Source organism: Paenibacillus xylanilyticus, from assembly GCF_009664365.1.
In the GTDB taxonomy this organism is placed as follows: Bacteria; Bacillota; Bacilli; order Paenibacillales; family Paenibacillaceae; genus Paenibacillus; species Paenibacillus xylanilyticus_A.
In genome coordinates this window covers 1,344,181-1,364,073 of sequence record NZ_CP044310.1, presented here as the reverse complement: position 1 = coordinate 1,364,073, position 19,893 = coordinate 1,344,181, and the positions used below count along the sequence as shown (strand labels likewise).

At 46.7% G+C, this 19,893-nt stretch carries 16 protein-coding genes; 2 read left to right on the top strand and 14 right to left on the bottom strand.

Going from position 1 to position 19,893, the window contains the following annotated elements:
* Position 1: 1 nt before the first annotated feature.
* The 8 genes from F4V51_RS06065 to F4V51_RS06030 form a co-directional block, all read right to left on the bottom strand.
* Positions 2–1,195 carry a glycosyltransferase family 4 protein gene (locus F4V51_RS06065; RefSeq protein ID WP_162009902.1) on the bottom strand — a complete coding sequence of 398 codons (1,194 nt, stop codon included), beginning with the start codon at positions 1,193–1,195 and terminating at the stop codon, positions 2–4.
* A gap of 25 nt (positions 1,196–1,220) precedes the next feature.
* Entirely contained in the window at positions 1,221–2,183 is a 963-nt protein-coding gene (locus tag F4V51_RS06060) for a UDP-glucuronic acid decarboxylase family protein (RefSeq protein WP_153977281.1), read from the bottom strand.
* A gap of 19 nt (positions 2,184–2,202) precedes the next feature.
* Positions 2,203–2,874 carry a sugar transferase gene (locus tag F4V51_RS06055; RefSeq protein WP_236146701.1) on the bottom strand — a complete coding sequence of 224 codons (672 nt, stop codon included), beginning with the start codon at positions 2,872–2,874 and terminating at the stop codon, positions 2,203–2,205.
* Positions 2,871–3,779 carry a UTP--glucose-1-phosphate uridylyltransferase GalU gene (galU, locus tag F4V51_RS06050; protein WP_153977280.1) on the bottom strand — a complete coding sequence of 303 codons (909 nt, stop codon included), beginning with the start codon at positions 3,777–3,779 and terminating at the stop codon, positions 2,871–2,873. Before galU ends, F4V51_RS06055 begins: the two co-directional genes overlap by 4 nt.
* Positions 3,780–4,034: 255 nt before the next feature.
* The gene (locus F4V51_RS06045) at positions 4,035–4,718 is read right to left on the bottom strand and encodes a CpsD/CapB family tyrosine-protein kinase (RefSeq protein ID WP_095360708.1); all 684 of its coding nucleotides are present in this window, start codon (positions 4,716–4,718) and stop codon (positions 4,035–4,037) included.
* Entirely contained in the window at positions 4,699–5,448 is a 750-nt protein-coding gene (locus F4V51_RS06040; RefSeq protein WP_095360709.1) for a YveK family protein, read from the bottom strand. Before F4V51_RS06040 ends, F4V51_RS06045 begins: the two co-directional genes overlap by 20 nt.
* A 57-nt stretch (positions 5,449–5,505) precedes the next feature.
* Positions 5,506–6,270 carry a tyrosine-protein phosphatase gene (locus tag F4V51_RS06035; protein WP_153977279.1) on the bottom strand — a complete coding sequence of 255 codons (765 nt, stop codon included), beginning with the start codon at positions 6,268–6,270 and terminating at the stop codon, positions 5,506–5,508.
* A gap of 153 nt (positions 6,271–6,423) precedes the next feature.
* Positions 6,424–6,858 carry a hypothetical protein gene (locus tag F4V51_RS06030; RefSeq protein ID WP_153977278.1) on the bottom strand — a complete coding sequence of 145 codons (435 nt, stop codon included), beginning with the start codon at positions 6,856–6,858 and terminating at the stop codon, positions 6,424–6,426.
* A gap of 331 nt (positions 6,859–7,189) precedes the next feature.
* Between F4V51_RS06030 and F4V51_RS06025 the strand changes: the two genes are divergently transcribed.
* Positions 7,190–7,558 carry a helix-turn-helix domain-containing protein gene (locus F4V51_RS06025; RefSeq protein WP_095360712.1) on the top strand — a complete coding sequence of 123 codons (369 nt, stop codon included), beginning with the start codon at positions 7,190–7,192 and terminating at the stop codon, positions 7,556–7,558.
* Positions 7,559–7,661: 103 nt separating this feature from the next.
* Here the strand turns inward: F4V51_RS06025 and F4V51_RS06020 are convergent, their stop codons facing one another.
* The 4 genes from F4V51_RS06020 to F4V51_RS06005 all read right to left on the bottom strand — a co-directional run bounded on the left by F4V51_RS06020 (position 7,662) and on the right by F4V51_RS06005 (position 16,399).
* Complete coding sequence (locus F4V51_RS06020; RefSeq protein WP_153977277.1) at positions 7,662–7,814, bottom strand: hypothetical protein; 153 nt, start codon at positions 7,812–7,814, stop codon at positions 7,662–7,664.
* Positions 7,815–8,041: 227 nt separating this feature from the next.
* Positions 8,042–12,640, bottom strand: a complete 4,599-nt coding sequence (gene gltB, locus F4V51_RS06015; RefSeq protein WP_153977276.1) for a glutamate synthase large subunit — start codon at positions 12,638–12,640, stop codon at positions 8,042–8,044.
* 670 nt (positions 12,641–13,310) lie between these two features.
* A complete protein-coding gene (locus F4V51_RS06010) occupies positions 13,311–15,602 on the bottom strand; it encodes a YhgE/Pip domain-containing protein (RefSeq protein WP_153977275.1) in 2,292 nt (763 codons plus the stop codon).
* Between the two features lie 215 nt (positions 15,603–15,817).
* Positions 15,818–16,399, bottom strand: coding sequence for a TetR/AcrR family transcriptional regulator (locus tag F4V51_RS06005; protein ID WP_095288977.1), 582 nt, complete (start codon positions 16,397–16,399; stop codon positions 15,818–15,820).
* 353 nt (positions 16,400–16,752) lie between these two features.
* On the opposite strand from F4V51_RS06005, the gene F4V51_RS06000 reads away from it, so the two are divergent.
* Positions 16,753–17,973 carry an MGDG synthase family glycosyltransferase gene (locus F4V51_RS06000; protein ID WP_153977274.1) on the top strand — a complete coding sequence of 407 codons (1,221 nt, stop codon included), beginning with the start codon at positions 16,753–16,755 and terminating at the stop codon, positions 17,971–17,973.
* A 300-nt stretch (positions 17,974–18,273) separates the two neighbouring features.
* Here F4V51_RS06000 and F4V51_RS05995 read toward each other — a convergent pair whose 3' ends face one another.
* Entirely contained in the window at positions 18,274–19,134 is an 861-nt protein-coding gene (locus tag F4V51_RS05995) for a cell wall hydrolase (RefSeq protein ID WP_153977273.1), read from the bottom strand.
* Positions 19,135–19,265: 131 nt separating this feature from the next.
* Positions 19,266–19,871 carry an RNA 2',3'-cyclic phosphodiesterase gene (thpR, locus tag F4V51_RS05990; RefSeq protein WP_153977272.1) on the bottom strand — a complete coding sequence of 202 codons (606 nt, stop codon included), beginning with the start codon at positions 19,869–19,871 and terminating at the stop codon, positions 19,266–19,268.
* Positions 19,872–19,893 lie beyond the last annotated feature (22 nt).

Below are 19,893 nucleotides of genomic sequence, written 5' to 3'. Positions count from 1 at the left end.
GTTAACCTCCACGCCTGATTAGCTTTTCATAAATATCACTATGTTCTTTAAGAAGGTAATCTTCATTAAAGGACTGGCAGTGCTCGAAGCATTGATTCTTCAACCGTTGTTTCGCTGACTCAGACAGATTGTAATAATGTAGAATGGACTTCGTAATTTCTTCTACACTGTGGGGGGCAAAAGAGAATTGTTCGGCATCCAGTAGAATTTCTGGCATCCCTCCCACCCTCGAAGCATAAATAGGCGTGCCCACTTGATAAGATTCAATGACTACTCTGCCAAATGGCTCATTCCAAGTGGAAGGGACAATAGTCAGGTCCATATCCCTCATCTTCAGGGGAATTTGTGATTTTTCCAACTTCCCCATAAATTTAATTCTTGGGTCTGACTCGGATCTTCCCTTTAACTCCCCCACCATTGGACCATCTCCAAAAATAAACAGTGTACCTACAATCTGATCATTCAGTTGTTTTACCGCATCAATTAAATATTGAACACCCTTCACTTCCGTCAGTTGCCCAAAATATCCAATTTCCAGCGGCTGGTCATGATGTACCTGTTTACTGGCATACAGATTCTGTACCTCTTCATTGTTCTCGACAATATTATGAATCACATGTTTGGAAGAACGCTCGAATAACCCCAGACCTGTATGAGTTCTAAGGATATGTCCTGATATGCCGATGACTGCCGAGATCATCCGGCTATATCTTTTGGAGATTTGTCTATATATTTTGGAGTATGCCTCGATCTTAATGGGTTCAATCAGTGAGAAATCCCGCAACGTGTGCACCACAGGAATATTAAGTTCATAGGCTGCCTTCCAGATCGCCAGACTGAGGCCCGGAATATTCTGAGTATGAATTACCGAGGGCTTAGTCTGTAAAAGATATTGTTTTATATGCTGATACTGCTTCCTATTAAATATATCCTGTACTCGCCATAGCACTTTATCCGGAGCGGATACTTGTTTGGTTGAATCACCGATCCAATACCGATTGTTAAACGGTAATCGTAATATCTCAATCCCATTAATCGTATCTGTAATCACTTCGCCATTTTTATGGCTGCCAACAGTCATGACTTCCACGTGATAACTGGGGCTCAGCGTCTGTGCTAGGATCTGTGTTGATATCTCTGCCCCGCCAATGACATGCGGTGGATACAAACTGTGGGCAATCAATATTTTATGCACGTATCTCATCTCACTTTGATTAGCTTCATGGAGTTTCCTGCAATGTGGCACGAACATTCTCAATCGTTAACTTCAGTCCTGTTTCCAGTGATATTTCAGGCTCCCAGCCGAGCACGGCACGTGCCTTATCAATCACAGGACGACGAACTTTGGGATCATCCTGAGGCAAAGGCTGGAACACCAGCTTACTATCGGATTGGGCCAACTTTTTTACCAAATACGCCACTTCAAGGACAGTGTATTCCGTCGGGTTGCCGATATTAATAATTTCTCCATTCGCCTCTTCGGTTTCCATCATTTTTTGCAGACCACGAATATTGTCATCCACATAGCAGAACGAACGGGTTTGAGAGCCATCCCCATAAACGGTGATGTCCTGTCCGGTCAGTGCCTGGGTCACAAAATTAGAGATGACACGGCCATCATCATTCCGCAAACCGGATGAATACGTATTAAAGATGCGCGCTACTTTAACGGGAACTCTGTGTTTCGTGTAGTATTCATAACAAAAAACTTCGCCCAAACGTTTGGCCTCATCGTAACAGGCTCTCGGTCCCCATGTGTTTACATTCCCTCGATAACTCTCAGGCTGTGGATGCACCTCAGGATCCCCATAAGCTTCACTTGTACTTGAAAATAGAAACTTCGCTCCCTTGGTTCGGGCCAGCTCAAGCATGTGATAAGTTCCCTGCGTGTTCACCCATATCGTACCGATGGAATCAGCTTGATAGAATTTGGGTGAAGCCGGCGACGCAAGATGGTACACCTCATCCACAGGCTGATCAATCAGAAAATCGAGTGAAGCCGCCAACGTGACATCAGCTTCTTGAAAATGGAAAAGGTGGCTGCTTGCCACCTCTTCCAGATTACTGGACACGCCTGTCGACAGATTATCAATTCCTGTAACCCGATGTCCTTGATGAATTAAAGATTTGACCAGGTGTGAGCCCAAGAAGCCGGCTGCCCCCGTCACTACAATATGTTTCAATACGTTCACGCTCCATCCGTCAAAATGTATTGCTTTTAATCATTACCATGGCCGTTCTGAAGATAATTTTAATGTCTAACTGCAGCGAGACGTTGGAGATATAATGGAAATCATATTGCAGATTGTGATGGATGGGCTCTTTGCGAGCTTTACTCACCTGCCATAATCCGGTAATACCTGGCTTTACCAGAAAACGTCTGCGCTCCAGATCCGTGTAACTTTCTTCTACAATTCGCTTCATTTCAGGTCTGGGACCCACAAAGCTCATATCACCCTTGATAATGTTAAGCAATTGTGGCAGCTCATCCAGACTCGTCTTGCGTAGCAAGCGACCCAGACGGGTGATTCTGGGATCATGACTTGTCGTTGGAGATAACCCATATTTCGGTGCGTCCGTACGCATCGTTCTAAATTTATAAATATTAAACTTAATTCCATTTTTTCCGTAACGCTCCTGTTTAAAGATCACAGGTCCTTTGGAATCGAGTTTGATCATTACCGCAATGACAAGCATGATCGGAGATGTTAGCAGTAATAACAGAGCAGCCACAAAAAAATCGATGAATGGCTTCATAACATCGGCGTACCCGCCAACACGTTTAGAGTACGGCTGTTCAAGCAGTTTCCCATGACCTTCCTTGGCAATGGCCTCTCCGCCGCTTCCATAATACTCTGGTCCCGAGAGATTCACAGACCATCCCCTCCTGCTACAAGCACTTCGTTCAATTTTTCCTTCATTAAGATCTCTTCAATCGCCATTAAGACTGGTGCACGAAGCTCATTATTTTTCAACGCAAAATCTAGCGTAGTCAGGATATATCCTAGTTTCTCGCCCACGTCGAACCGGGAACCTTCGAAATCATACGCGCTGATTCCTTCATCGTGATTAAGCATTTGCAGAGCATCGGTAAGCTGAATCTCACCACCAGCTCCAACATTTTGCTCTTCCAGATACTCGAATACCTTAGGCGTCAAAATGTATCGGCCCATGATTGCAAGATTGGAAGGAGCAGAACCGAGTGGCGGTTTCTCTACCATACTATTTACAGAAGAAAGTCTTCCATCAGTATGCAGTGGATCAATAATTCCATAGCGATAGGTTTCACTTGGACTTACCGTTTTCACACCAAGCACCGACTGGTTAACCTTCTCGTATTGTTGAATCAACTGCTTCGTGCACGGTACTTCGGATACGACAATGTCATCGCCAAGCAACACGGCAAAGGGCTCATTGCCGATAAAATTCCGGGCACACCAAACGGCATGCCCCAATCCCAGGGCTTCCTTCTGCCTTATGTAGTGAATATCAACGTTGGAGGATTTCCTAACTTCTTCCAGTAAACCCAGCTTGCCTTTCTCCAGCAAATTGTGCTCCAATTCAAACGCACTATCGAAATGATCCTCAATTGCACGCTTCCCTTTGCCAGTTACGATAATAATGTCTTCAATACCGGAAGCTACTGCTTCCTCCACAATGTATTGAATGGTCGGTTTGTCTACGATAGGGAGCATCTCTTTAGGCATTGCCTTTGTAGCGGGTAAAAATCGGGTCCCCAAACCTGCTGCGGGAATGATTGCTTTCCTCACTTTAGTCATAAATACCACCCTATCCTTCTTATTTTTATGGTTTAAAAGTATGAGTTGAACCACTTAAATCCATGAAACCTTGAAATAAATTGATGCAATTCTTACTTTCAATTTCATAAAGGGGCATTCAACCCAACCTCACGTCACACCCTTGACGATTAACGTCTAAGGTACACTACCCACAGTGTGACCGAGTGCCTACCTTGATAAAGGTATAGTAGACATGACCTGACAGTGCTATTTGGGATTTATAATGAAAGCCACTTAAACATTCTCGACATAATCAGCATTCCGATTTTTCGGCACCTGTACATTGTTCAGCACTGCTCCGAGAATCCGAGCATTTACATGTTCGAGATGTGCCTTTGCCTTTTTGACCAAATCTTTCTTCACCTTGCCTGCACTTACGACAAGAAGGACGCCATCGCACAATGAACTGATAATCAATGCATCTGTCACGGCCAGAACAGGCGGAGTATCAAATAGAATGACATCGTATTCTTCCTTAAGACTTTCCAGCAGGGCTGTCATTTTACGGGAACCCAGCATCTCGGAAGGGTTGGGCGGAATCGGACCGGAAGAGAGAACATGCAATCCTTCCACATCCGTTTCTCTCAATACTTCCGTCACCTTATATTGACTCGACAATACACTGGTCAGTCCTACATGGTTGGGCACATTAAACATGCGGTGCACGGCAGGTTTACGCAGGTCCGTATCCATAAGCAGAACCTTTTTCCCTTCCTGTGCATAGGTCACGGCCAGATTTCCGATCGTTGTGGTTTTCCCTTCACCCGACAAAGCCGAAGCGATCATGATCGTTTGAATCTGACTATCAATAGATGAAAATTGGATGTTGGTTCTCAGCTTACGATAAGCTTCAGATGAACTGGACTTGGGATTAGCCATTGTAACTAGGCTTCCTTTATCATTGGTTAACCGTGGCATACTGGCCGTCACCTACCTGTTTTTGAGATGTAGTCTGTTTGGAGCTGCGGACTTCTTCCTTTTTGATTTTGGATATGACAGCGAGTGCCGGAATTCCCAGCTCCTTCTCCAATTCATCTTCGGTTTTCAACGTATCATCCAAGTATTCCAAGAGGAATACAAAACCTACTGCCAGCAGAAGTCCTACGAGAAAACTGATCAGAATATTAACGGTTGGATTTACATTGATGGGTCTGGACGATTCCGTGGGTTTGGCTTCACTTAGAATGGTTACATTATCCACTTTCATAATTACGGGGATTTGGGATTCAAACACTTTGGCAACGGCATTAACTGTTTTGGCCGCTTTTTCCGAAGACAAGCCCGTAGCGGTTAAACTCATAACCTGGGATTCATTCGCTGTGGTTACCGAGATGTTCTGTGCCAGTTGATTGCCGTTCATGCCTAGATCGGGGTATGTAGCAGCTACTTTGTCGAGGATTGCTGAAGATTTAATGATTTCCATATACGAGTTAATCACTTTAATGTTGGTTTGAATGGACCCAATATCCAGACTGGGAACACCCTCTGCGTTATATGCCTGATTGACGATCAATTTTGCGTTCGCTTCATAAATGGGGACGGTAAAAAAATAATTTTTGACACCTGCTCCAATGCAAGCAACTGCAACAAAGGCTACGATGATCCAAATTCGCTTGCGTAAAATTTGCATGTACTCTTTCAGTTCCACCTTGTATTCCTCCCATTCAATTCAGCGATTATGATGACATTCTATCGATCTGACTGCTTACCAGAACAACAACCTGCGTTTGAGAACCTTCGGTTTTTCTTGCTCTATGTCTATACTTTGGTTGTTCCATAACGACCAAGCATTATTTTTTAAGCGTGAAACCAGTTCTTTGCCAAATCTGCGGCCTAGCTGCTCATACGCAGCATTCATAGCAAATGAACGAATATGAATGTCATGAGCATCTGATGAAATGAAATGAAACGGGTTTTCTTTGCAAAAATGAAAACACCATTTCTGAACTTTTCGTCCGAAAAGTCCTATGATGGACTGGGCTGTGAGCTGAATCAGTGCGCCCTGTTGAATGTATTCAACCAATAGTCCAGGATTATTCTGGATTGGGTGATTCCTTTCGGGATGAGCAATGATAGGTACGATACCGGCTACTTTAAGTTCGTGAAGTATTCCGGTGAACTGCGAGGGAATATAGCCAAAGGGCAATTCCAGCAACATGTAACGACTCCCGGCAAGTGTGCAGCATTTGCCTGCGTGTAAGTCTCGAATCAGAGCTTCATGAACCCTGATCTCCTGTCCGGGGCGGACCTCCAAGCGAATGTTGCGTTTGCGAAGCTCTGCACGAAGCAGTTCCACGGCCTGATTGACCACAATCGGTTCATTATTGTAATGCCCGTTCAGGTGATGCGGAGTTGCAATGATCGAGGTAACTCCCGAGGCTGCCGCCTTCTCGGCCATGTCGATGGACTGTTCCATGTGAACCGGACCATCATCAAGACCTGATAAAATGTGGCAGTGTATTTCAACCATATCCAAACTTCCTCAATGTATGATCCCCCTCGCCCTTTTATTCATCGCGCAAAATGCTTTTGGTGTTAAAGAACTAATGCATAACGCTATGAAATATAGTAAAATGGCGTTAAGTACATGCTTGTTCAGAAAATGTTTAGAATTTGTGATGCTTCATATGGTAAAATCGATGTAATGATAGGGTTTTTGCAGATCCGGTTGTTCCGCTGCTTTTTCATAGGCGAATCGGGATACCGTAGGAAACTGCACGTCACGAAGCATCTGATTTAACTGTCCAGTTATATATAGTGTCTGCTCTTGCTGAATATGCAGGCTTGAATGATACAATGTAAGCTCGCCGAATGGCTGTTTCCATTCCAAGCTTGCCTGAAGCCTTACACATACTTGTCGATCTTCTACATCCAAACCGATCAACATCGTTGACGTTACCGGTAAAACCAGGTCACTCAGGAAGGTAATCGCTTTTGTGTCCATCCCAAGCAAGAGAACGGGACGTCGTTTGCGGTCTACTGTGTTACCCTGAAACTCCTGAATGTACATATGGACATTTAATTCTAGATCGGCCCATTCCTGAATCACTGAATTCATCGTTTCATTCCTTTAGAATGGATTAGACTCCAAGTGTTGCCATTATTCCTTCTCACAGGTATATTGCATAGGCAACGGGGAGACACTTAAATTATTCCAAATGATACATTTTGTAACTTCCATACGTCCAATTTACGATACAAATTGTATCATGTCAAGCAGTATTTGGACATGGTTCTTTTGATTTACGACAATATGAGATGTCCTTAGACAGACCTATTCAGATATAGGTCTGTCCAAGCGTCATCTTTTTGCAGGAAAGCTGCCCTGATCAAAAAATAGCTCAGGATTGGTTTAATATATTTGACATGGCGTTCAGGGGGAAAAGCGTATGAACTACGGAAATCGCATTGCTGAATTAAGGGAACAGCGGGGACTTACTCAAGAAGAACTTGCGAGCTCCATTCATATTACCAGGGCCGCTCTCTCCCATTATGAGAAGAATCGACGCAAACCGGACTTTGAAGTATTAACCAGGCTTGCTGATATTTTTAATGTATCCATTGATTACCTCATAGGGCGTACGAAGCAGAGCGATGTGGTTATGGATGAGGATGTTCGGGAATTTGTGGACTCGCTTGAATTATCGGATAAGGAAGTGTTGGATCGCTTCGATCTGATGATCGATGGCAAACCCTTAACAGAAGAAGAGGCACGTCGTTTTATTGCTTTTGTCCGAATGGAACGCAGTATGGATTAACTCCAACCAAGGAAGACCCAGTCCCGAGTAGTCATCTCTTCGGTACCTGGGTTTTTTTGCGTCTTAACTCCCTCCAATACATTTTTGTGTATAATTCTGGTTATTAGTGCTCATTGTTGACGGAGGATATGAACTCGTTCCAACGCTCCGGGTCGATTCCGCATTGCAGTAAAACCTTCATGATGTCCATCTCGGTTGCTTCCACTTGTTTACCTGTCGGCTTAAGTTCGCCCCTGTTTGGATTCTTCATATTCATTCCGCTAACCTCTCTTATCTATATATACTTTCTCTGCACTCCAAAACTAGCCTTATTATACTTGAGAAAGTTCCTCAATGTTGTCGTCTCATGGCGATAGCGTTTTTGGTACGGGTTCTAATTTTGTCGAAACACAAATAGGAGCTTCACAGCGCCTCATCGGCAGCCATAAAGCTCCTATTATTTCTTCATACAACCCATTCACGCAATCCTGTTAAAAGAGGGACTTAACCTCCCGTACGTGCAAGCTCACGCATATTGGCTTCAAATGCAGCCAGCAAAGCTTCCTCTCCAGTCAAGCCTGTCGCCTGAACACGTTCGATCTGCTCTGTCATCCGTTTGAAGTCTTTCGGAATAACCCGAACGAACTGGTTCACAGCATCCTGCCAGTTATCCAAAATACGCTCACCTGCAGTACTGCCTGTATAAGCCACATGACGTTGAATCATGCCGCGCAGGTCTGCACTTTCCGATACATCTTCAATCCGCTCCAAAAGAACCATTTCCAGGTTACAACGCTGCAGGAATGTGCCTTCCGGATCATATACGTAAGCAATACCTCCGGACATCCCGGCTGCAAAGTTACGACCTGTATCACCCAGTACGACGACACGTCCGCCGGTCATATATTCACAACCGTGGTCACCCACACCCTCGACAACGACTTTTGCACCCGAATTCCGTACGGCAAACCGCTCACCTGCAATCCCGCGGATATAAGCTTCACCACTGGTTGCTCCATACAGAGCAGTGTTACCAATGATGATATTATCTTCCGCTTTGAACGTTGCTTTCGGAGAAGGCATAACAATCAGTTTACCTCCGGATAACCCTTTACCAACATAGTCATTGGAATCCCCTTCAACCGTCAGGGTCATCCCTTTAGGTACAAAGGCCCCGAAGCTTTGTCCGGCAGAGCCGACAAACTTGAATTGAACGGTGTCTTCCGGTAGTCCAGCAAGACCATATTTCCGTGTAATCTCACTACCCAGAATCGTACCTACTGCCCGGTTAACGTTGGTAATCGGAAGAACAGCCTCAACCGGTTGGCCAGATTCGATCGCAGGTTGAGCCAACGTCAGCAGCTGCTGCATGTCGAGCGTCTCTTCCAGTTGATGATTCTGGTGCTGTGTACGATAACGTGCAGAACCTTCCGGCATTTCAGGTACATGCAGCAGCACAGACAGATCCACACCTTTTTTCTTCCAATGATCTACTGCCTGAACCGTTTCAAGACAGTCTGTACGTCCAACCATTTCCTGAATGGTACGGAAGCCAAGCTCAGCCATAATTTCGCGTACATCTTCAGCGACAAAACGCATGAAGTTCACAACGTGAGCCGGATCACCCATGTAATTTTTGCGCAGCTCCGGATTTTGCGTTGCTACACCTACCGGACATGTATCCATCTGACAAACACGCATCATGATACATCCCAGTGCCACGAGTGGTGCTGTGGAGAAACCATACTCCTCCGCTCCAAGCAAGGCAGCAATCGCAAGGTCGCGACCATTCAGCATTTTACCATCCGTTTCCAGAACAACACGATCACGCAGATTGTTCAGCATCAGCGTTTGATGTGTTTCGGCAAGACCAAGCTCCCAAGGCATACCCGCGTGACGGATCGAGCCTTGTGGAGATGCCCCCGTACCGCCGTCGTATCCACTTACGAGGATAATATCGGCACGACCTTTGGCTACACCTGCAGCAATGGTACCTACGCCGACTTCGGAAACCAGCTTCACGTTGATTTCCGCACGTGGATTTGCGTTTTTCAGGTCATAGATCAACTCAGCCAAATCCTCGATAGAGTAGATGTCGTGATGCGGTGGCGGCGAGATCAGACCCACGCCAGGCGTTGAACCACGAACTTCAGCAACCCAAGGATATACTTTACGTCCTGGCAGCTGTCCACCTTCACCCGGTTTCGCACCTTGTGCCATTTTGATCTGGATCTCGTCAGCATTCACGAGATAGTTAGACGTAACACCGAAACGTCCGGATGCAACCTGTTTAATGGCACTGCGGCGCGAATCACCGTTGCTATCTTTAATGAAGCGAGCCGGATCCTCCCCGCCTTCACCTGTGTTCGATTTACCACCGACACGGTTCATGGCGATCGCCAAATCCTCGTGTGCTTCCTTACTGATGGAACCGAAGGACATCGCACCTGTTTTGAAGCGGCGCATAATACTTTCAACGGATTCCACTTCCTCCAGCGGAACTGCCGGCCCTGCCGGTTTCAGTTTTAGCATGGAACGAATCGTCAGCAACTGATCATTCTCACCCTGCACCAGTTTGGCATACTTTTTGTACAGGTTGTAATCGCCTGTGCGAACGGCGTGCTGTAACGTATGAATCGTTTGCGGGTTGAACAGATGTTCCTCCCCGTCATTACGCCACTGATATTCACCGCCAGAATCCAGCACTTTGTCATTGCCGTCTTTGTCCGTAAAGGCACGATTATGATGAGTGAGCACCTCTGCTGCCACTTCTTCCAGACCAATACCACCGATCCGGGATGGTGTCCAAGTAAAGTAACGATCAACGAAATCAGACTTCAGGCCAACCGCTTCAAAAATTTGAGCGCCCCGATAGGACTGAATTGTCGAGATTCCCATTTTGGACAATATTTTAATAACGCCTTTGGTTGCGGCTTTAATGTAGTTTTTGACAGCTTTCTCATGCGAGATGCCGCGCAGCAGTCCTTGCTGAATCATATCATCCAGTGTTTCGAATGCCAGATAAGGGTTCACGGCACTTACGCCGTAGCCCAGCAGCAATGCATAGTGATGAATATCACGAGGCTCTGCCGATTCCAGCAAGATGCTGACTTTGGTTCTTGTACCCTGACGGATCAGGTGGTGATGCAAACCTGCCACTGCAAGCAGTGCAGGAATGGCCGCATTCTCCGCATCCACGCCGCGGTCAGACAAGATCAAGATGTTATGACCTTTGTCGATTACACGGTCTGCTGCTTCAAAGAGCAGATCCATCGCTTTGCGCAGTCCTTCCGCACCTTCCGCAGCCGTGAAGAAAATCGGGATGGTCATCGAACGGAAGCCTGGACGGCGCACGTGACGAATTTTCGCGAAATCTTCATTGGACAATACCGGTGTATCCAGACGGATCTGGCGACAGCTCTCCGGTTCAGGATTGAGCAAGTTGCGCTCTGGACCAATCGTTGTAGCCGTAGACGTGACGATCTCTTCACGGATAGCATCAATTGGTGGGTTGGTTACCTGTGCAAACATCTGTTTAAAGTAGTTATACAAACGCTGCGGACGATCCGACAGCACTGCCAGTGGTGCATCATAACCCATGGAACCCGTAGCTTCCATCCCTGTGGATGCCATTGGCTCCAGCACTTTGCGAAGTTCCTCAAATGTATATCCATAGGCCAGCTGAAGCTGGGTTACGTTATCGTGTTTTGGATCTGGAAGTTCCGGCGCTTCCGGCAGTTCATTCAGATCCATCAAGTGCTCATCGAGCCATTCCTGATACGGATTCTCGGCTGCAATCAGAGCTTTTACTTCCTCATCCGAGATGATGCGTCCTTCTTTCGTATCCACGAGCAGCATTCGACCTGGACGCAGACGATCCTTATACAAAATTTCTTCTGGAGCAATATCCAGCACTCCGACTTCAGAGGACAAAATGATACGATCGTCTTTCGTTACATAATAACGTGCAGGACGCAGACCGTTACGGTCCAGTGTTGCACCAATCTGCAGACCATCCGTGAAGGCCATTGCTGCCGGCCCATCCCAAGGCTCCATCATCGTGCTGTGATATTCATAAAATGCTTTTTTGGCCGGATCCATTCCCTCATCCGTGCTCCACGGCTCAGGAACCATCATCATCGCCACGTGTGGCAGGGAACGTCCGCTCAAATACAAGAACTCCAGTGTGTTATCAAACATCGCCGTATCCGAACCGTCCGGATTGATGATCGGCTTCACTTTGGAGATGTCGTTGCCAAACACTTCGCTCTCAAACAGCGATTGACGTGCATGCATCCAGTTCACGTTACCACGCATCGTATTGATCTCACCGTTGTGGATCATGAAGCGATACGGGTGGGCACGCTCCCAGCTTGGGAATGTATTGGTACTGAAACGGGAGTGCACTAATGCAATCGCCGATTCAACCAGATCTTCCTGCAAATCGAGATAGAACTGTCCAACCTGCTCGGTAGTCAGCATGCCTTTGTAGACAATTTTACGACAGGACAAGCTTGGCAGGTAGAATGAACCGCCTTCTTTTTCATCAGCCGAATACCGGATCGCCAGCTCAGCACGTCTGCGAATCACATACAGCTTGCGCTCGAACGCGAGCTCATCGTTGATATCCGCAGATCTGCCAATGAACACCTGACGAACATAAGGCTTCGCAGCCAGAGCGGAACGACCAAGCATCTCATCAAAGGTCGGCACATCCCGGAAACCGAGGAATGTCTGTCCTTCTTCTTCAATGATTTTCTTCAGGCTTTCTTGGTGAGCATCACGAATCTCAGCATCCTGAGAAAGGAACAGCATCCCCACGCCATACGCTCCCTGCTCTGGCAGCGCAAAGCCGAGGCGCTCTGCTTCCTGTGCAAAATAACGATGTGGAATCTGAATCAAAATACCGGCTCCGTCACCGGAATTCGGCTCACTGCCCTGTCCCCCGCGGTGCTCCATATTACTGAGCATGGTCAGTGCCTGACTAACGATATCGTGTGAAGGTACTCCTTTGATGTTGGCAACAAAACCCATTCCGCATGCATCTTTTTCGAACTGTGGGTCATACAAACCCTGTTTAGGAGGTAATCCGATGTGTCTCATGGAACGCAACCTTTCTATAATGAAGTATTTCGGAAAGATCAAGAACATAGGCAACAAGCAACAATGAAACGGGAGGAGCGGGCCTACAGGTTGAGAACCCTGCTGAATAATCGGGGTGACCACAATCGGGTCATTGGATTCAGAGTACTTCTACTGCTGGAGAAGAAGTCATTCTTTTGTAGTGCTTCCGGATGAGCCGGTAAGAGCACAATTATAATTACTCGCAGTCGCTGGCACGACCGCTGATATGGAGCGACGTTTTTTGATATAGTTCTATTATTTTAACACCGACCTAACATCAGCGCAATTTAAACTTTTTAATACCTCTGATAAGAAATGTTTTGCAGTACAGCTTTAGTGTGATGACGTTTAAATTCATCTCTTTTTCGAATAATTATACACATTTTAAGACAGAGTACAACTGATTTTATCTGCTGACAAAAGAAAAACATTCCATATGCAGCCTGTGTTTCTGCTTAATATCACCAAAATTCCATTCCGTTTCCGAGCAAAATGCAGCCCGAACATGCATTTGTATACAAAAAGAGCCTGTGGCCCATTTTGGGGTCACAAGCTCTTTGCACTTTTTGACTACTATGTTGCATAATTTTGATACTGGTTAACAAACTTTATTTTTCCATCCAAGCCATTACTCTGCATTACTTCAGACTTATGCTGTCACAACTTGACCCGATTCGGCCGCATCAGTCATTTCAGCTTCTTTTTTCGGGCGACGGCCACTCCAGAGGAAGTAAGCCAGCGTCAACAGAATGGATACCCCTGCATAGATAGCCAGGATTCCAGCCTGATGCCACATCACATCGAAGTTTCCACTGGATACGACTGCTTTGAAGCCCATAATGCTATGCGTCATCGGCAACCATGGGCTAAATGCCTGGAGCCAGGACGGAATCAGTTCTACCGGGAAGGTTCCTGCACTTGCCGCAAGCTGGAATACCAGCAGCAGAATGACCACGTAGCGTCCAGGCAGATCAAGCCAGGTAACAAGCGCCTGAACAATCAACATGAACGTCAGCCCCGTAATAATTGTGAACAGATAGAACAGTCCCACACTGTGCGTTTCCAGACCAAGACCATACAGCATAAAACTCGCAACGATAACCGATTGGAAAATGCTCATGGAGCCAAATACGAGTGTACGGCTTACAAAACGGCTCCAGCCGGATGCGCCCGGTACGGATGTATCACGCATTTTCAAAATAATGGTTGAAATAAGGGATCCGACAAACAGTCCAATGGACAGGAAGAATGGCGTCAATCCTGTACCGTAATTGGACACGGATTCTGCTTCATTCTCAGCCGAGTTAATCGGTTCAGCAAACATGTTGACCACATCATCAGTCTTTTTCACTTCAGACGTTTTCTGAGCGGCATCATTCAGCTTGGTTGCCAGTTCACTTGAGCCGTCTTTAAGCTCAGTCAAACCATTAGCCAATTCGCCTGCACCATCACCAAGCTGTTTGGAACCGTCTGTCAGCGAACTCACACCACCGCTCAGCTTGCCTACGCCGGTTTGCAAAGCACTTGTGCCTGTGCCAAGTTGTTTGGCGCCGTTCACCAGCTGAGTGCCTCCGCTTGCAGCTTCACCCAACTTGCCGCTAAACTGCTTCAGGCCTTCGGAGAGCTTCGCTCCGCCTTCGCTGAGCTGATTGGCTCCAGCCAGCAGCTGCTGCTGTCCATCAACCAGCTGGTCGGCTCCAGCCAGCAGCTGCTTTTGTCCGCTGTGAAGCTCTGTCGCACCTGCTGCAAGCTGCTGGTTGCCCTCGTGAAGCTGATTGGCTCCCTGCGCCAGCTTCTGCTCGCTCTCGTGCAGCTGCGCGCTGCCTTCTGCCACAGCCTCACTGGCTGCCAGCAGCTTCTGAACATCCTCACTGGCTGCCAGCTCCGGATTAGATGCAGCCAGCTGTTTCAAACCGTCCGCCACACCTTGGGCACCGTCCGCAACTTTACTGCTTCCATCAACGGCAGACTGTAAGCCTGACGCCAGCGTTCCACTACCCTGCACTGCACTTTGCAATCCTTCAGAGAGTTTTGCGCTGCCTTGTTCGGATGATTGCAGCCCTGCCTGCAGCTTGCCTGTACCATCAAGTGATGATTGAAGACCTGCCTGCAGCTTGTCACTGCCATCCTTTAACTGGTCTGCTCCGCTTTGAAGCTGATCCGAGGCTGCAGTCTGGAGCTGCTGAAGACCGGATACCAGACTGGTTGTTCCGCTTTCCAGCTGGGTTGCCCCGGTATGCAGCGCATTAACGCCATCGCTCAATGGAGATAGTCCATCCTGAAGCTCCAGCGTTCCGGATGCCAGTTTGGCCAAATTGTCTTTCAGCTTAACCGCACCATCATCCAGTTTGCCTGCCCCCGTATTCAGCTCACCCGCACCATCGCCGGCTTCCGCCAGTCCGTCAGATACTTCGGAGAACTTGTCGAGCAGCGTTTCGGCATAAGCCTCTGTCACCTTCGCAGATACTTTCGCCTTAAGATCCTTGATTGCCGTCTTGCCGATCTGTGCACCTACGAAGCTGTAATTACCGTTCGGTTCGTAGATCAGTTCAGCCGGCTGCGGTTGATCATCCAGCAGCGTGGTGGCCTGGGAAGAGAAATTTTCAGGAATCGTAATTTGCATATAATACTTGTCGTTCTGCATACCCTCTTTGGCTTGAGCTGCATTAACGAATTCCCATTCAAAATCTTTATTTTTCTTCAGCTCATCCACCAGATCGTCGCCCACCTGCAAGGATTTGCCTTCAAGCTCTGCTCCCTTGTCGAGGTTGACGACAGCAACCGGCATCTGGTCAACATGGCCATACGGGTCCCAATAGGCAGCCAGATAAATGCCGCTATACAGGATCGGAATAAACATTACTGCAATGACGGGGATCAACACCTTCGGGTTTCTCACGGCCGATCCCACATCCTTGAAAAACACGGATAAAGATTTCATGTCATTTTCTCCCCCAACTCTCTGCTTCGTGAGCAGGAACTAACTTAATGTAAACATATGAATAAATTCAGCAATTTGCTGAAATACGAAATGACCACTTTCCTCAAACGGTCAATTCAGGGCAAAAAACAAACCTGCCTCTCGGCAAGCCTCACTGCCTTAATGCAAAAAGATACTCCATATTCTCCCTATATTATAGTAGAGAAATTTGGAAGCTACATGACGGCAGCAATTCCTTCCATTAAGAAAAGACGAAAGTAATTTTTGATTTCCTCTTTGCTGAGCGGTTCGTGCTGTTTATTCCAATCCGAGGTGAGCGCAATATACAGACGGATCATCATAAAGGCTACGACTTGCGGATCACAATCCCGAATCTCACCGCTGTCTCTGGCTTTCTCCAGCTCCTTGGACAAGAAGTCGGAAATGACCTTCTCCACCTTGTCCAGACCCTCCTTGGCCTGAAGTGTTCCAAAATCCTTAAGTTCCTGGGATAGCTTCACCAATAAATCATGATCACGTCGGAATTCCAGCAATGAATCCAGCACACGAAACAGGTTATCAAAAAAGGCACTTTCCTGACGCACTTCACGATGGGCAATATTTTTCATTTCCTGGATCACTTCCACCAGAATCTGATCAAAGAGCTGCTCCTTGTTCGTGAAAAAAGTATAAATTGTCCCTTTGCCTACATTCGCTATCTTGGCTACCTGATCCATCGTGGTAGCTTTGTATCCAAACATGGCGAACGACTGAGCTGCTGCATGAATGACCTGCTGCCTCCGGTCAATCGGAGCCATCATATCCCCTCCTTCACTGATCTTCTCTTATAAAAATGACCAAAAATACAATTTGGTCACTTGGTCAAAACTTACATTATCACCTTCGACAACAGATTGCAACCCTAACATTTCAAATTTGTGTTAATTTATTTTAACCGAAATGCAGTGGAAAGTGATTCATTCGTCGTCTATAGTGTATGATGGTTCCAATAATACGGATTAAACGAAGATGGGCTGTCTCAGAACATCAACTTTCGTGTAAATATTTATGGAATGAACATGATTTTCCGTTTCGCTGTATATTCATGTATTGAAGGGTACGGCAGAACGGTGAATTGATCAAATTTAAACTTATGAATAAAGGTGAACTCATGCGAAAACCAAGAGTGCTCTTATTATCCGAAGGTTTCGGCACCGGTCACACCCAAGCCGCACATGCACTGGCAAGCGGCATCAAAAAGGTCAGTCCACACGTCCATAGCCGCGTTATCGAACTTGGCAAATTCCTAAATCCGACGGTGGCTCCGCTTATCTTTTCCGCCTATCGAAAAACATTATCCGTCCAGCCCAAACTGGTCAGCTTGCTGTATCGGACACAATATAATAAATCGTTGAACGGATTTACCAAACTCGCCTTGCATCGGATTTTCTATACTCAGACGGCGCAGGTCGTATCCCAGTTGAAGCCGGATGCAGTAATCTGCACTCATCCGTTTCCGAATGCGGTCATTTCAAGACTGAAACGACAAGGGCTGAACATCCCACTGTATACGGTCATTACGGATTACGATGTGCACGGTACGTGGATCAATCCTGAAGTTAACCAGTATCTGGTCTCTACCCCACAGGTTAAGGCATTACTTGAGATTCGGGGAGTCGACCCCTCTCGAATTCAGGTTACGGGAATTCCCGTGCATCCTGATTTTTGGGAAGCAGGTGACAAAGTACGGTTGCGTCAGGAAATGGGGCTTCAGGATATGCCTACCGCACTGCTTATGGGCGGTGGATGGGGGCTTTCCTTCGATGAAGAACATATGAAACTATTAACCTCCTGGGCCGATCGGATGCAGCTTGTTTTTTGCCTTGGAAGCAACGAGAAGATGATCTCCAAGATGAAAGAGATGGCTTGCTTCCAGCATCCAAACATCCGCATTCTCGGTTACACAAGGGAAGTCAGCAAGCTGATGGACGTATCGGACGTCCTTATTACGAAACCGGGCGGCATGACTTGCACAGAGGCTCTGGCCAAAGGGCTGCCGATGTTGTTTATTCCACCGCTTCCAGGCCAGGAAGAAGAGAATTGCGAGTATTTTGTACAAGCCGGATACGGCCAGGTGATACACTCAGCAGACGTCATTACCACAAGGTTCAGAGAGCTGTGTGACCAGACAAAGGCACCGAATGAAGCTGAAAGCCAGCTGAAAGTTGTACGCAAACCGTGGAACAAACCATCCTATGACCCGACGTCTTGTGCACAGGCTGTTCACGAATTATTGTGTCCGGCTGCAGCCGGGTTCCCCTCCACGCCTAAGGAACGCTTCAAGGCCGGAATTCCTGCCACAACGCTGTCAGGTACCAGAATTCCATTCTAAGGCCTCTAAGGGCCCTTGGAGCTCTTCTAGGAGGGGGTTGAATGTAGATAGACATGTCTTATGATTATCATCAACTCATTTGAAACGAAATGCATACAGAAAAGGTTCCCTTCTCATTTTGGAAGGGAACCTTCTTCAATTTCCTTTAAAATAAACGTATGTTTTACCAGAAAAAAGGGTAATTTATAGGAAAGAGATCCATGTAAATACCGAAATAAAACTCTGTTTCAGGTGTTTTCAAAGGTTCGTGTAATGTGAATACATTAACTACCCTGCCTGTTTGCAGAATTTTCAGATCAATTACTTGTAAAAAGTATGATGACCGATCGTTTTCACTTTTTTCTTCGAATGGGCAACAGTCAGATCATCGGCAAGCGTTAATGACAAGAAATAATACGTATCATCAGCGACTTCCTTCCGTCCATTCAGTGCAGCATTCACTGCCTTCACGCTGTCCTCATTGGGAACTACACGCTTCAGACGTCCGTTGGCTACCGGGCTGAATTGAGACTTCTGATAGATTACCTTATAAATAGTATCGGGAAAATTGGCTGACCGCAGCCGGTTTAAGACAACATTGGCAACTGCCACTTTGCCTTCGTACGGTTCACCTTCCGCCTCTGCCATGACAATTTTTTGCAGCAGAAGCAGCTCTTTATCGGACACACTGTATGACCAGGTTGCAAGTTTTGAGTCCTCCTGGTTCAAAAGCTCAGTCCGCGTAAAGTAAAGTTTTTGGGGGGGAGTTGTTACAGCAGCAGCCGCTTTGGCCTTCTCTATTTTGGCCAATTTCAAGGCAGCTTCTTTTTTGGCTTTGGCCGCAGCAGCAGCTCTGGCCTTATGCTTGGCCTTGGCTTCTTTCAATTCCTGTTCTTCCTGAGCATCCGTAAGCCAGTCCTTGGCTGGCAAGGAAGCCGTCCAGTTTGCCGTATGATTCGATGAATCAGCAGACAGACTTGTCCCGTCTGACATCATCCGCCTGTCCCCAGCAGAAGAAGATGATGCGCTATTTTGCACAGAAGCCGCCAGATCGGTCATCTGTTTACTATCACTTGCCTCGTTCCATTTCCCAGTTGCCTGGACTACATTAACCCCCACTATACATACAAGCAGCACAGATAACATCGGTGCTACCCAACGATTCTTGCTTATAATATCCATTCGTAAGATTCCTCCTGTCGCAACAATTCCCTTAACTAAGTAACCCAAAAAAAAGAATTTGAATAACGATGGCTAATATTACATAGGGATAAACGTAATGTCAATGTGATTTTATGTCATAAAAACGAGTTTCAGGAAAATGAAAACGTATCCACAACCTCATACATCGGCGATTGTCCAAGCCTGGTCACATAAAGTACAAAGTCCTCCACAATCCATGATTTAGCACCCAAGGAATGTTCCGGAAGCACCCCATAAATCCCTTTATCTTCATTTCCTGGGGCTAAACCCAGAAATTTGCGTGCAATTGTAATGTGCGGAGAGTAAGGTCTCAGCTCTGCTTCATATCCAAGTGTCGATGTGGCCTCCAGAATCCGCTTGTGAAGAAGATTCAAAGACTCCCGTTCGCCGTCCACACCCCTCCACAACACCTTCGGAGCATCTTTCAGACCGAAAGTTCCCCACCCGGAAGTTTGCAGTTCAAACGGCTGAATCCCTGTACTCGCCATGCGCAGCGCTTTCCGCAGATGCCCAATATCACTCACCAGTGTATCTCCCAGAAATTGCAGCGTGATATGGTAATCCCGATGGTCTGTCCATTTGCGAAAATCAAGTCCGTTCTTCACCATTTCTGCATCGAGTTGAAGGGATTCCTGAATAGGTGCCGGAAGACGTATTGCCGTAAATAATCTTTCCCGCCGTGATGGTAGATCCGTATATGAATAGTTATTCATCATCGTATACACCTCTCTAAAGTTC